Here is a 13,488-nt window from a genome sequence, read left to right as displayed (position 1 = left end):
ATGCTATTCATTTGATAACCAATTATGTAAATTATCATACGTTACCTTCTTTATTAGAGGAAACACCAGCAGGGAATGAGCAATATTATAAAGGGGTATTAGCATCAATGAGACGACTTCTCGTTTTTTGCGAAGAAGGACAGGATGCATGTTTTGTTTTGTTGAATAGCCAGCCATTTCGAAAAACAGCAGCTGAAAAAATTTTATATAAGATTTACCATCAAGTAATTGCAGAGTTTTTTTCACCGAAGAGTGATCATTGGTATGAAAATAGTCGGTCTGCATATACAGGGAAAAATTCTATCGTTTTTCAACAAACACCACCTGCATCTTTGGAGCAAGTGATGAAGAGTTTAGAAGGTAAATTTCAATTGATGCGTGAAGAACTAGAATATTATGAGACGGATTATCAGACAAAGATGTTACACAAATATTGATTGAGGAAAAGAAGCTAAGGTTACTTAGCTTCTTTTCCTTTTGTACAGTTATATAAGGGATTTTCATTGAATATAGTTAAGTGGATAGCATTAGGGAGGTGCAACATGAATCAGCAAGGTGTATTTACAGATTACTTTCATGAAGTAGAAAATTGGTGTGAAAGTGTTCTTCACGTATTAGATAGCCGCGCAATGGAAGTGTATGATGTCCATATGCTTGCTTATAAAATTCAGACGTTATTAGAGCGTATGAAAGAGCATGAGTATGAAACAGATGCAGAGTTTATGTATGAAATAAGCGATGATGTAGAACACATTCAGCATCACTTGCAGGAAGTATTTATGCAAGAAGAAGAGGAATATGAATTATATGAAAGAGGGGATAGTGAACGAGCTGTCCCAATTGGAGGACATACACTCCCGCCATTACCTTATCCGTATAATGCATTAGAACCGTATATTTCTAAAGAAATTATGATGTTACATCATGATAAACATCATCGGAGTTACGTGGAAGGGTTAAATAAAGCAGAGAAGATGATGGAAGAAGCGAGAAAAACAAATAAATTTGATTTAATTAAGCATTGGGAAAGGGAAGCGGCTTTTCATGGGTCAGGTCATTACTTACACACGATATTTTGGAATAACATGAAAAAAGACGGTGGTGGAAGTCCAAGAGGAGCTTTTTCACAACAAATTGAACAAGATTTTGGGAGCTTTTTACGTTTCCAAAAACATTTTACAGAAGCGGCCTCTAAAGTAGAAGGTTCAGGCTGGGCAATTCTCGTTTGGGTACCCCGGTCTGGAAGGTTAGAAATTTTGCAAAGTACACTTCATCAATTATTTACACAATGGGATACGATACCGCTCCTTGTACTAGATGTCTGGGAACATGCGTATTATTTACAATACCAAAATCGAAAAGATGAATATATTAAAAACTGGTGGAATGTTGTAAATTGGCCTGATGTAGAAAAAAGGTTTGAAACTGCGAAACAAATTGAATGGACACCATATTAGACGCAAATTCTCTGCGTCTTTTTTAATGGAAGTAGAAGGAAGATTTCGTTCATATTTTAAAAGGCCAAGCATACACTTGTACAAAAAGTGCCAAAAGGACGTGGGGGGAAATATGAGACGAATTTGTGTAATCATTACGCTTTTTATGATGTATGCAAGCGTTATGCCGATTCCTACATATGCAAAGATGAACAGCAATGTCAGTGCTCGAAATGCTGTATTAATGGAGCAACAGTCTGGTCGTGTATTATACGGAAAAGCAGAACATGAGCCTCAAAAAATTGCTAGTATAACAAAAATTATGACCGCTTTATTAGCTGCTGAATCAGGGAAGATGAAAGAAATGGTATCAGTTAGTAATGAAGCGGTGAGGGTGGAAGGATCGGCAATCTATTTAAAGCCTGGACAAAAAGTGAAGTTAGAAGATTTAGTATACGGACTCATGCTTAGATCTGGTAATGACGCAGCGCAAGTAATTGCTGAAAGTGTGGGTGGGAGTATAGATGGATTCGTATATTTAATGAATCAAAAAGCGAAAGAAATTGGAATGAAAGATACGCACTTCTCAAACCCTCATGGCTTAGATGGAGATGGATCACATTATTCGTCGGCTTACGATATGGCATTATTAACGAAATATGCAATGGGAAACGAGACATTTAAGAAAATCTTTGGAACCAAAACATATAAATCAGATTCTTGGGATTACCCGTGGAAAAATAAACATAAGCTGGTAACGTCTTATTATGAATTTGCAACAGGAGGAAAAACAGGCTTTACGAAGAAAGCTGGGCGAACGCTTGTGACAACGGCATCAAAAGATGGACTAGATTTAATTGTCGTAACTTTGAGTGCCTCTAGTGATTGGGATGATCATATGAATTTGTTTGATAAAGGTTTTGAACGTTTCAAACAAACGAAAGTTTTAGGACAAGGAGCAATTGCTGAAATAAATGAAAAGAAGTATGCCAACCATGTTTATACGAAAAATAGTTTTTCGGTACCGTTAACTGAAGAAGAAAAAAAGAACGTAGTATTAAAAGTTGAACTCCATAAAAGTATAAAACTTACGGATGGAGTAAAGGTTGGGAAGACAGACATTTATGTTGGTAATGAAAAAGTTGGAGAACGGAATTTATTTTATAGTAAACGGAAGTTAGTAGCTACAACGGGACTTTACTGGAATAATGTGAAAGAAATTTTTTCTTACATGATAGGTGTTGGGAACGATGGTTAATCTCGTATGGGTAGCGATGGCTGTCATTGGGATTGTATACGCCATGATAAATGGCACGATGGAAGAAGTGAATAAAGCTGTATTTGACGGAGCAAAAGATGCGGTAACGATTTGTATAGGACTTATTAGTGTTTTAGTATTTTGGCTCGGTTTAATGAAAATTGCAGAGGAAGCCGGATTGTTAAAAAAATTAGTTATACTTTTTATGCCGATAGTAAAAAGGTTGTTTCCAGAAATACCAAAGGATCATCCGTCCATGGGATTTATTCTATCAAATATGATGGCAAACTTTTTTGGTCTAGGTAATGCAGCAACCCCTCTTGGTATTAAAGCGATGGAACAACTGAAAGAGTTAAATAGAGGAAAGGATTCGGCGAGCCGTTCTATGGTGACGTTTCTAGCATTAAATACATCAGCCATTACATTAATTCCTACGACAGTCATTTCCATTCGAATGACGTATGAATCAGCGAATCCTACTGAAATTGTTGGGGTAACATTTATTGCACAAGTACTTTCTATGATTGGAGCAATTTGGATTGACCGCTATTTTTACCGAAGAAGGAGTAGAAAGGGGCGGAAAAAATGAGTATTGTAAATACAATTTCCTTATGGGTAATTCCTTGTGTAATTGGTTTTATCCTTTTATATGGCACAATAAAGAAAGTACCGACGTATGAATCGTTCGTTGAGGGAGGAAAAGAAGGGATTCAAATTGCAATTTCCATCTTACCGTTTATGGTTGGAATGCTTGTGTCTATTTCTATATTCCGGTCTTCAGGTGCGTTAGACGCAATGATATCGGTAATGAAGCCAATGTTAGATTTGATCCATGTTCCAGCAGAAATTGTTCCACTAGCACTTATACGCCCTATTTCAGGCTCTGCTGGTTTAAGTATTACGACCGATTTAATTGCCACATATGGGCCAGATTCGTTTATTGGGAGATTGGCTTCTACGATGCAAGGGAGTACAGATACGACTTTCTATATTTTAACTGTATATTTTGGAGCGGTTGGGATCAGAAAAATGGGGGATGCACTAAAAGTAGGACTTTTTGCAGATTTAATCGGGATTATATGCTCAATTGTGTTCGTTTCTTTATTGTTTCAGTAATACTATTCATTTTTTACGCTATTTCGCTTATAATACGTATACGACCACTATTAAGGTGTAGCTTAATAGTGGTTTTTTTATGTGGTATTTTTGACAAAATGATGAACTTTTATTGTGAGAAATATGAAAAATATGGACAATAATAAAGGGTAAAAACATGATTTGACCTTTATATGTTTATTATCATCGCTATGTTGTTTAAGTAAGATGAAGCGAATAGCCGTAAAGCGTATGCGGTTGCCAAGTCTTTCTAATGTAAGGTAAGATAAATTCGAGGTGAAAAAAAGAAATGGAACGATTACAAAAAGTGATTGCGCAAGCAGGTATTGCATCGAGAAGAAAGGCTGAGGAATTAATTCAGCAAGGAAAAGTGAAAGTTAATGGAAAAATAGTGAAGGAGTTAGGGACAAAAGTAACTCCTCAAGATAAAGTAGAAGTAAATAACATCCCTCTTGAAAAAGAAGAACCTGTTTATTTTTTACTATATAAACCAACTGGCGTAATTTCAAGTGTATCAGACGATAAAGGAAGAAGTGTTGTAACGGACTTTTTCCCGGAAATTACACAACGTTTATTCCCAATCGGACGCTTAGATTATGATACGTCTGGCGTATTATTAATGACAAACGATGGGGACTTCGCAAACGTATTAATGCATCCTAGATATAAAGTTGAAAAAACATATGTTGCAAAAATAAAAGGGCCATTAACAGGTGAGAAAATTCGCATGTTAGAACGCGGTGTTACGTTAGAAGACGGTAAAACAGCACCAGCACGTGTGAAAATTATTTCTTGGGACAAGCGTAAAGAGATGGCTATTGTACAATTAACAATTCATGAAGGACGTAATCGTCAAGTACGTCGTATGTTTGAAGCGTTAGACTGTAAAGTAGTGAAATTAAAACGTGAACGTTATGCTTTCTTAGAAGTAGGAAGCCTGCGACCTGGTGATGCGAGAGAATTGACACCACATGAGGTGAAACAATTACGCGCGCTTGCTTCTACAAAGCCAAGATAAGCTATAGAGTTAAAAATTCACCAGTGGAGTGCTCTGCTGGTGATTTATTCAATACAACATTTACAGAAGATAATACATAACATTTATCGAGGAGAGGAGAAGTAATATGAAGAAAAATCGCTTATTATTTCGCGTTATTATTCTACTCATTTTATGTGGTGCTGTAGGATTTACCCTTTATCAAGGATTCTTTGCTAATAAAGAGAAAATGCAAATCGGAAAAGAAGCACCTAACTTTGTTGTGACGGATTTAGAAGGGAAGAAAATTGAACTAAAAGATTTAAAGGGAAAAGGTGTATTTTTAAACTTTTGGGGCACGTGGTGTAAACCTTGTGAAAAAGAAATGCCTTATATGAATGAATTATATCCAAAGTATAAAGAAAAAGGTGTTGAAATCATAGCGTTAGATGCAGATGAAACGGATATTGCAGTAAAGAACTTTGTGAACCAGTATGGTTTGAAATTCCCAGTTGCCATTGATAAAGGACAAAAGATTATAGGAACATATGGAGTAGGTCCATTACCGACAAGCTTTTTGATTGATAAAGATGGAAAAGTAGTGGAGCAAATTATAGGTGAACAAACGAAAGAACAGTTAGAAGGGTATTTAAAGAAAATTACTCCGTAATAAAGAAAGCCTTTACATAAGGGGTGCGTGTCTATAGTGCCTCTGGTTTAAAAATTCTGAGTATTGCGGTAACTTGAGGTTAGAATATACAATAGTACATATAGATACAGGGGCGGTGAGAGTGTTGAAAGAAATTAAATGTGAATGTGGACATGTTAATCCGATAGGAACCGTTTTTTGTGAAGCTTGCGGGAAACCATTTGAAAGCAATGAAAATACAAAACTATTGGATATGCGCTATGAGGGGAGTGCACGGAGATCTCTCACGCAGACAAAAACGATAATCGATAAAATTTGGAGCTTCTTCTCTTCTGTAAAAGTGGGTGTATGGCTAATCGTAATAACTTTAGCTGCATCAGCGATAGGAACTATTTTTCCGCAAGAAATGTACATAACTCCAGGGATTGCACCAGCTGAATATTATAAACAAGAATACGGATTTTTAGGACAATTATACTATCAATTAGGATTTAATAATTTATACGGTTCATGGTGGTATATGATTTTGATTGCTTCTATCGGTATTTCACTTGTGATATGTAGTTTAGACCGTGTTATTCCACTTTATAAAGCTTTAAAAAAGCAAGGCGTAAAAAGACATCCTAGCTTTTTAAAGAGACAGAGATTATATGGGACTGGTACACCGCAAGAAGGTGACCTGGAAAGAGTGCAAAAGAATTTAAAGAAAAGAAACTATAACGTGAAAGTGGAAGACGGAAACGTTTTAGCAGAAAAGGGACGCTTCTCGCGTTGGGGTCCATATGTAAATCATATCGGTCTTATTATCTTTTTATTCGGTGCGATGCTTCGTTTTTTACCGAGTATGTACGTAGACGAAGCACTTTGGTTACGTGACGGTGAAACGAAAGAGATACCAGGGACGGATGGACAATACTACTTAAAAAACGAGAAATTTATAAAAGAAGTTTATGATAAAAGTAAGGACAAGGAAGTTTTTGATGAAGCGATTGATCGTGTAGGCGATAAAATGATTGCGAAAAACTTCCAAACGAATGCCGTATTATATAAAGCAGTAGGAGAAAATATAGCAGGACAAAAACCGAAATTAGAAAAAGTAAAAGAAGCGGAAATTCGAGTGAATGAACCACTGAAATTTGATCAATTTGCAGTGTATCAAGTGGATTATAAAGAAAGTGAATTTAAAAGTATGTCCTTTAACTTACAAAATAAAGAAAATAATCAAAAGTGGGGACCGATTAAAGTAGATTTAACGAATCCTAAGGAAAAATATGATTTAGGAACTGGTTATTCTCTAGAACTATTAAGCTATTTTCCTGATTTTTATTTTGATGAGAATGGAAAACCAAATACGAAAACGAAATTACCAAACAATCCTGCATTTGTATTTAAAATGTTTACACCTGAAACACCAGATGGTGAAGTGAGTTTTGTTGGTATTCAGCAAAATATAGAACCAGATGGAAACAACAAATATAAAATGTCGTTTGCAGGTGTTGAAATGCAAAATGCAACAGCACTTACTGTAAGAAAAGATTTAACGCTTTGGATTCTCGGCATTGGAGGATTTATATTTATGGTTGGTGTCATTCAAGGTATGTATTGGAATCATCGCCGTATTTGGATACAACGTGTTAATGATGAATGGTGGATTGCAGGGCATACAAATAAAAATTGGTTCGGTTTAAAGAAAGATATTGAAAGAGTAATAGAAGGTACAGCAATTCCACAGCCAAATGATAAAGTAATCGATAAAAAAATTAGTTAAGGTGGGGAAACGATATGGTGCAAATAAGTAGTAACTTTCTCTTTACCGCATTTATTTTATATTTAATTGCGACTCTATTTTTTGGGGGAGCCATTAAAGAAAAGGGTCATAAATGGGCAAATGTAGGAATAACGATTACAATTTTAGGGTTTATAGCACAAACAGTATATTTTGTTACAAGGTGGATTGCATCAGGGCATGCGCCAGTTAGTAATTTTTTTGAATTCGGTACATTTTTCGGCATGATGCTTGTAGGAGCATTTATTGTCATGTATTTTATGTACCGTGTAAGCATAATCGGACTATTTGCATTACCAGTTGCGCTTTTATTAATTGCCTATGCAAGTATGTTTCCGAGGGAAATATCTCCGCTTATTCCATCTTTAAAAAGTAATTGGTTACATATTCACGTGACGACTGCAGCAGCAGGACAAGCCATTTTAGCGATTAGTTTTATTACAGGCGTTATGTATTTATTGAAAAATGTAGATCAATCGACGAGAAGTAAACGTACATTTTGGCTAGAGACGGTAGTATTTACACTTGTTTGTACAGTTGGATTTATTGGAGTAACAACGGTATTTTCTAGTATGAAATATGAAGCGAAGTTTCAATGGATTGATAAAAATGAACAACAACTGGAAATGAAGTACAATCTTCCGGCTTTAGTTGGACCGCATGAAGGGAAGTTACTGACAGAAAATAAATTAGAACCGGCAGTTGAAGTTCCAGCAATTGTAAATGCAAAAAAATTAAATACTGTTATTTGGTCAGTGTTAGTTGGAACATTACTGTATATTGTATTAAGACTCGTTTTACGGAAGCGAGTATCGGCGGCACTTCAGCCGTTAGTAAAGAATACGAATAGTGATCTACTAGATGAAATCGGATATCGATCTATTGCAATTGGATTCCCAGTTTTCACATTAGGTGCATTAATTTTTGCGATGATTTGGGCTCAAATAGCGTGGACGCGCTTTTGGGGCTGGGATCCGAAAGAGGTTTGGGCACTTATAACGTGGCTCTTTTATGCTGCAGTACTACATTTACGATTATCTAAAGGGTGGCATGGGGAGAAATCAGCTTGGCTTGCAGTAATTGGTTTTGCAATCATTATGTTTAACTTTATTGTAGTAAACTTAATTATTGCCGGTTTACATTCATATGCATAGAGAAATAAAATAGGAGAGTGCATGTCACTTTCCTATTTTATTTTTGTCAACTTTTCTTCTTTTTTGAGAAAAACATGACAAAGTAGCGGTTGATTTTGTAAAATGATGTCGAGGACATTATATACAGTTCAAAAAAAATACATAGTTTTGGAAAAAAATTGAACAAAATTTATTATTCTTGTGAAGCATAATATGGGAAGTGAAACATTTAGAAGATTGCTTAAATAAACGAGAATAGCGCAACATAATAGTTAAAGAAGGGTAGGTGTGAACCGCTGAGGTGAAAGTACGCAGCGGGTAGAGATGGAAAATGAATCAAGAATTTTAATTGTAGATGATGAGGATCGTATTCGTCGTTTATTGAAAATGTACTTAGAAAGAGAACAATATACGATTGAAGAAGCAGATAATGGTGATACAGCTTTAGAAATGGCGTTGCAAAATGATTACGATTTAATCTTATTAGATCTTATGATGCCTGGTAAAGATGGCATTGAAGTATGTAAAGGGGTTCGTGAGAAGAAAGCGACACCAATTATTATGCTGACAGCAAAAGGTGAAGAAGTAAATAGAGTACAAGGATTTGAAGTTGGAACAGATGATTATATTGTAAAGCCGTTTAGTCCACGTGAGGTCGTGCTACGTGTGAAAGCGGTATTACGTCGTGCTGTACCAACAACATTCTTTACACAAGATACAACGACAAAAGATGTTACTGTATTCCCTCACTTAACAATTGATAACGATGCACACCGTGTTACTGCAGATGGCAATGAAGTAAACTTAACGCCGAAAGAATATGAGTTACTATTATTTTTAGCGAAAGCTCCTGATAAAGTATTCGATCGTGAGCAGCTGTTAAAAGAAGTATGGCAATATGAATTCTTCGGAGATTTACGTACAGTTGATACACATGTAAAGCGTTTACGTGAGAAGTTAAGTAAAAAATCACCAGATGCAGCGAAAATGATTGTTACTGTTTGGGGTGTAGGTTACAAATTTGAGGTTGTGAACGACTGATGCTTTGGAGAAGTGTAGTAGGGAAGTTATGGATGACCATATTACTTCTCGTTTCGTTTGTTCTTGGATTTGTTGCGATTTTACTTTCACAATTTTTTAGAACGTATTATGTTGATATGAGTGAAAATAGACTTCAAAAAGTCGCAACAAGTGTTACGGAATTAATTGAAGAAGGTGCCGATGTAAAAACGATTGAGAACATCGCGTACAAATTCTCTGATCCACTTTCAAGGATTATTATTGTAGAAGATGGCAAGGAAATCTCTTCTTCACCGAAACAAGAAGGGTTAGTCACCCTTACAATGGATAATTTAAAAGAAGATAAAGAATTAGCCGCTGTTTTTACGGACAAAAAAGAAATTAAGAACAACATTAGAAAAGCTTCTGATAGTAGAAAGAATAAAAGCACTGAAAATGATATTGTGATCGTTGGGAAACCAGTGCAATCAAAAAATCAAAGCGCAGTGTTCGTATATGAATCTTTACAAGTGCCAATAAAAGATATGGAGAGAACGACTGATTTCATTTTCTTAGCCGCTGGGATTGCGATTATATTAACAACTTTCTTTGCGTTCTTCTTATCTACTCGGATTACAGCACCGCTTCGTAAAATGCGTGAGGTTGCTTTTGAAGTGTCACGTGGGAAATTTGATGCAAAGGCTCCTATGGTATCTCAGGACGAAATTGGTGAGCTGGCAACGGCCTTAAATCAAATGGGTAAACAGTTGAAGTTTAATATGAATGCTTTGCAGCAAGAAAAAGAACAGTTAGCCAGTATTTTGAGTAGTATGGCAGATGGAGTTATTACGTTAAATCAAGAAGGTGAAGTCGTAGTTATTAATCCACCGGCTGAACATTTCTTACAAGTTTGGCAAGAAGAAAAAGAAATAGAGTTAAGTAAAAAATTACCTTCTGAACTTGTGGAACTATTCCATCTCGTTGTAGAAAGCGAGCAACAACAAGTTGTTGAAATTAATTTACAAAAAGGGAACTATGTAGTTCTTATGACACCACTTTACAATCAAACGAAAATTCGTGGGGCTGTAGCGGTACTGCGAGATATGACGGAAGAACGTCGTCTTGAGAAAATGCGTCAAGACTTTATTGCGAATGTATCACATGAACTTCGTACACCGATGGTCATGCTGCAAGGGTATAGTGAAGCGATTTTAGATGATATTGTGCAAACGAAAGAGGAAATAGATGAGTTTGTTCAAATCATTTATGATGAATCCGTTCGTTTAGGTAAACTTGTAAATGAATTGTTAGATTTAGCTCGTATGGAAAGCGGTCACGTAGAGTTACATATTGGTGAAGTGGACATACATCCGTTTGTGGAAAAAATTGGTCGTAAATTCCAAGGGATTGCAAAGGATAAAGAAGTTGAACTAACAGTTGATTTCCGGAATCAGATTGAAGAATATGCGTTTGATGCAGATCGGATGGAACAAGTGTTGACGAACTTGATTGATAACGCAATTCGTCATACGAATGCGGGTGGACATGTAACGCTTGTAATTGATACGAAAAATAATGGCCTCATTTTTGAAGTACAAGATTCGGGTGTAGGCATTCCAGAAGAGGATATTCCATTTTTATTTGATCGTTTCTATAAAGCTGATAAAGCAAGAACACGTGGGAAAAAGGGTGGAACAGGACTCGGGCTTGCAATTGCGAAAAATATTGTTCAAGGCCATGACGGTAAAATTTCTGTATCAAGTGTTGTTGGAGAAGGAACTACATTTTCTGTATATTTACCGAATCGTATAATTTAGATATGCTTTTTTAAAGTTGATAATGAATAAGGTTCTGCTGTTTTTTATTTTTTTGTAAACTCAATTAAATAAAGAATGGTAGAACTTTTTTCTATCTTGGTCGAATTAAAAATAACAAGAGAGGTGCTGTGAAGAAATGAAATTATATACAAAAACAGGAGATAAAGGAACGACAAGTGTAATAGGTGGCAGGGTTGATAAAGATGATATCCGTGTGGAAGCGTATGGAACAATAGACGAGGCAAATTCTCATATTGGATATGCAATGACTAAGGTTCAAGGCAAGGCTTTTAGAGATATTTACAATGAGCTCGAAAATATTCAACATGAACTATTTGATTGCGGAGGAGACTTGGCAATAGTGGAACAAAAAATTCCTTATAAAGTGACAATTGAGATGGTTGAAAGTTTAGAAAGAAAGATTGATTTATATATAGAAGAAGCCCCGCCATTAGAACGCTTTATTTTGCCAGGTGGTAGCGAGGCGGCGGCTACTATTCATATTGCACGTACTGTTGTAAGGAGAGCAGAACGCTCTATAGTATCATTGCAAAAAGAAGTGAAAATAAATGAAGTTGTCTTAAAGTATGTAAATAGATTATCTGATTATTTGTTTGCGATAGCTCGAGTAATAAATGCCCGATTACAAGTGAAAGATGTGGAGTATAACCGTAGTGCATTAGTTTTTCGTGATAAGAAAGAGAAGGAAGTGGAGTAATTCACTTTCTTTTTTTGTATACTTTTTTCTGTAATATACCAAAATAGAGAAGGTATGGTGGTAATTAGAAAACGGAGGATGTATATGAAAGTTTTAAAATGCGGCGTCATGTTATTGAGTATACTGTTTGTATCTCAATTACATGTTTATGCAGAAGAAAATCGATGGACATGGCCTGTTGAAGGTCAGATAAGTGATTATTTTGGGACAAGGCATGGAAAACACTATGGTATTGATGTAGCTGCGCCGATTGGAACGCCTGTGGCAGCTATTCAAGATGGTAGGGTAACGAAGTCTTATTATTCAAGTAGTTATGGAAATGTTGTATTTATTAAACACGGAGAATATGAGGCTGTATATGCACATTTAAATAAGAGATATGTGGGGCAAGGAGATTATATTTCCAAAGGAGAAAAAATTGGAGAAGTAGGGAACACGGGAGAATCGCGAGGTGCACACTTACATCTAGAACTTCATCAAGGAAGATGGACGATGGCGAAAAAGAATGCGATGAACCCATTGCTTGTTTTAAATGAACAAAGAAATGAAGTTGTTTCTTCATCATTATATGTCGTACAAAAAGGGGATACTTTAGTTAGTATTGCACGGAAATTTAGTATGACACTTAAGGAAATTAAAGAAAAAAATGGATTGCAGCAAGAGCTAATTTATCCTAATCAACAATTATATGTTAAGTGAAGGAAGCATCTCAAAAATTAAACTTTGAACAAATTTATGTTCTTCTTAAATAAGGTTCAATGTAAATGAAATTATATGGGCGCTTTTGCTAGAACTATTGAGTGAATTAGAGCATCTATATCTAAAAGAAAACCGTCCCAAAATTTATTTTGGGACGGCTTCTTTTACCAAAAAATAAAGACACATATAAATCCAGAAATAGCTAAATAGCTATATAAGTAAAAAACTTTTGTTCTTGTTTTCTCTTTTGTTCGAAACAGTACGATAGTCGGTTCAATTAAACCGATTGTCAAACAAAGTAGGCCAAGAAGCATACAACCAATCGAGATAGAATACAGGGCGATTTGTGGTGCTTGAAATGGAATCATCCATTTTAATAAAAATGCAATAAGTGCAGTGTAACAAATACTACCGATGTATTTATTCAGTGGTGTATTAGAACGAAAACCAGGAAGTTTTTTTAAGAAAGAGCGGGAAACAACTTCTGTTTGTAAAGATGTATGCTCTTCAATAATTTTTTGAGCTTCTTTTCCTTTTTGAAAAAGAGATAAGATCCAATTTCGCTCACCCTGAAAAATAAATTGAGAAGTTGTCAAATAGTGATCAATCTTCACTTTATTCCAACTCTTCCACGGATGACGCTCACACAATTTTAATTTACTTTCTGTTTTTTTATCATACTGATAAATACTGATGCCATCTTCATCGAAAGTAGCATAGTATGTCTCGTTTGAGAATGTGCCTAAATCAATTGGGCAGTAGAAAAGTAATTCTTTTTTTAAGTAAAAGTATTCTTTTCTTAAGTTTTTTTTCATTGCTTCTCGAATAGAATGTCTCTTGTCTTTTTTCATGACATTTCCTCCATAACTCAGAAAATGTTCTTATCTTAACAATTCAATAT

At 35.5% G+C, this 13,488-nt stretch carries 14 protein-coding genes; 13 read left to right on the top strand and 1 reads right to left on the bottom strand.

The window, feature by feature from the left end; all coding sequences use genetic code 11:
- Nucleotides 1–5: 5 nt before the first annotated feature.
- The 13 genes from GBN78_RS24535 to GBN78_RS24475 all read left to right on the top strand — a co-directional run bounded on the left by GBN78_RS24535 (nt 6) and on the right by GBN78_RS24475 (nt 12,587).
- Nucleotides 6–437, top strand: a complete 432-nt coding sequence (locus tag GBN78_RS24535; protein WP_152127793.1) for a YpuI family protein — start codon at nt 6–8, stop codon at nt 435–437.
- Nucleotides 438–542: 105 nt separating this feature from the next.
- On the top strand, nt 543–1,457 hold the full coding sequence (locus GBN78_RS24530; RefSeq protein ID WP_001075739.1) for a superoxide dismutase: 915 nt from the start codon (nt 543–545) through the stop codon (nt 1,455–1,457).
- 112 nt (nt 1,458–1,569) lie between these two features.
- Nucleotides 1,570–2,694 carry a D-alanyl-D-alanine carboxypeptidase family protein gene (locus tag GBN78_RS24525; RefSeq protein ID WP_025967064.1) on the top strand — a complete coding sequence of 375 codons (1,125 nt, stop codon included), beginning with the start codon at nt 1,570–1,572 and terminating at the stop codon, nt 2,692–2,694.
- Nucleotides 2,687–3,283 (top strand): spore maturation protein SpmA, encoded by a 597-nt coding sequence (gene spmA, locus GBN78_RS24520; RefSeq protein WP_152127792.1) that lies wholly within the window; start codon nt 2,687–2,689, stop codon nt 3,281–3,283. The genes GBN78_RS24525 and spmA overlap by 8 nt, the downstream gene beginning before the upstream one ends.
- The gene (spmB, locus tag GBN78_RS24515; protein WP_000029514.1) at nt 3,280–3,810 is read left to right on the top strand and encodes a spore maturation protein SpmB; all 531 of its coding nucleotides are present in this window, start codon (nt 3,280–3,282) and stop codon (nt 3,808–3,810) included. The genes spmA and spmB overlap by 4 nt, the downstream gene beginning before the upstream one ends.
- Before the next feature lie 289 nt (nt 3,811–4,099).
- Complete coding sequence (rluB, locus tag GBN78_RS24510; RefSeq protein ID WP_000440556.1) at nt 4,100–4,828, top strand: 23S rRNA pseudouridine(2605) synthase RluB; 729 nt, start codon at nt 4,100–4,102, stop codon at nt 4,826–4,828.
- Between the two features lie 106 nt (nt 4,829–4,934).
- A complete protein-coding gene (gene resA / locus GBN78_RS24505; protein WP_000742194.1) occupies nt 4,935–5,456 on the top strand; it encodes a thiol-disulfide oxidoreductase ResA in 522 nt (173 codons plus the stop codon).
- Between the two features lie 121 nt (nt 5,457–5,577).
- On the top strand, nt 5,578–7,203 hold the full coding sequence (resB, locus tag GBN78_RS24500; protein ID WP_000910547.1) for a cytochrome c biogenesis protein ResB: 1,626 nt from the start codon (nt 5,578–5,580) through the stop codon (nt 7,201–7,203).
- A 14-nt stretch (nt 7,204–7,217) separates the two neighbouring features.
- A complete protein-coding gene (resC, locus tag GBN78_RS24495) occupies nt 7,218–8,375 on the top strand; it encodes a cytochrome c biogenesis protein ResC (protein ID WP_000250081.1) in 1,158 nt (385 codons plus the stop codon).
- Nucleotides 8,376–8,678: 303 nt separating this feature from the next.
- A complete protein-coding gene (gene resD, locus GBN78_RS24490) occupies nt 8,679–9,395 on the top strand; it encodes a DNA-binding response regulator ResD (RefSeq protein WP_000426861.1) in 717 nt (238 codons plus the stop codon).
- Entirely contained in the window at nt 9,395–11,170 is a 1,776-nt protein-coding gene (resE, locus tag GBN78_RS24485; protein WP_000964697.1) for a sensor histidine kinase ResE, read from the top strand. Before resD ends, resE begins: the two co-directional genes overlap by 1 nt.
- 136 nt (nt 11,171–11,306) lie before the next feature.
- The gene (locus GBN78_RS24480) at nt 11,307–11,888 is read left to right on the top strand and encodes a cob(I)yrinic acid a,c-diamide adenosyltransferase (protein ID WP_000781278.1); all 582 of its coding nucleotides are present in this window, start codon (nt 11,307–11,309) and stop codon (nt 11,886–11,888) included.
- Between the two features lie 84 nt (nt 11,889–11,972).
- Nucleotides 11,973–12,587 (top strand): peptidoglycan DD-metalloendopeptidase family protein, encoded by a 615-nt coding sequence (locus GBN78_RS24475; RefSeq protein ID WP_000866120.1) that lies wholly within the window; start codon nt 11,973–11,975, stop codon nt 12,585–12,587.
- Between the two features lie 164 nt (nt 12,588–12,751).
- Here GBN78_RS24475 and GBN78_RS24470 read toward each other — a convergent pair whose 3' ends face one another.
- A complete protein-coding gene (locus GBN78_RS24470; protein WP_000710837.1) occupies nt 12,752–13,438 on the bottom strand; it encodes a hypothetical protein in 687 nt (228 codons plus the stop codon).
- Nucleotides 13,439–13,488 lie beyond the last annotated feature (50 nt).

It is taken from the genome of Bacillus sp. B2-WWTP-C-10-Post-4 (assembly GCF_009183805.1).
In the GTDB taxonomy this organism is placed as follows: domain Bacteria; phylum Bacillota; class Bacilli; order Bacillales; family Bacillaceae_G; genus Bacillus_A; species Bacillus_A cereus.
This window is presented reverse-complemented; position numbering and strand designations above follow the sequence as displayed.

What these genes read in the sequence shown, in the direction of transcription:
- GBN78_RS24530 (WP_001075739.1), top strand. Translation starts at nt 543, where the DNA reads ATGAATCAGCAAGGTGTATTTACAGATTACTTTCATGAAGTAGAAAAT.
- GBN78_RS24525 (WP_025967064.1), top strand. Translation starts at nt 1,570, where the DNA reads ATGAGACGAATTTGTGTAATCATTACGCTTTTTATGATGTATGCAAGC.
- spmA (WP_152127792.1), top strand. Translation starts at nt 2,687, where the DNA reads ATGGTTAATCTCGTATGGGTAGCGATGGCTGTCATTGGGATTGTATAC.
- spmB (WP_000029514.1), top strand. Translation starts at nt 3,280, where the DNA reads ATGAGTATTGTAAATACAATTTCCTTATGGGTAATTCCTTGTGTAATT.
- rluB (WP_000440556.1), top strand. Translation starts at nt 4,100, where the DNA reads ATGGAACGATTACAAAAAGTGATTGCGCAAGCAGGTATTGCATCGAGA.
- resA (WP_000742194.1), top strand. Translation starts at nt 4,935, where the DNA reads ATGAAGAAAAATCGCTTATTATTTCGCGTTATTATTCTACTCATTTTA.
- resC (WP_000250081.1), top strand. Translation starts at nt 7,218, where the DNA reads ATGGTGCAAATAAGTAGTAACTTTCTCTTTACCGCATTTATTTTATAT.
- resD (WP_000426861.1), top strand. Translation starts at nt 8,679, where the DNA reads ATGGAAAATGAATCAAGAATTTTAATTGTAGATGATGAGGATCGTATT.
- resE (WP_000964697.1), top strand. Translation starts at nt 9,395, where the DNA reads ATGCTTTGGAGAAGTGTAGTAGGGAAGTTATGGATGACCATATTACTT.
- GBN78_RS24480 (WP_000781278.1), top strand. Translation starts at nt 11,307, where the DNA reads ATGAAATTATATACAAAAACAGGAGATAAAGGAACGACAAGTGTAATA.
- GBN78_RS24475 (WP_000866120.1), top strand. Translation starts at nt 11,973, where the DNA reads ATGAAAGTTTTAAAATGCGGCGTCATGTTATTGAGTATACTGTTTGTA.
- GBN78_RS24470 (WP_000710837.1), bottom strand. Translation starts at nt 13,438, where the DNA reads ATGAAAAAAGACAAGAGACATTCTATTCGAGAAGCAATGAAAAAAAAC.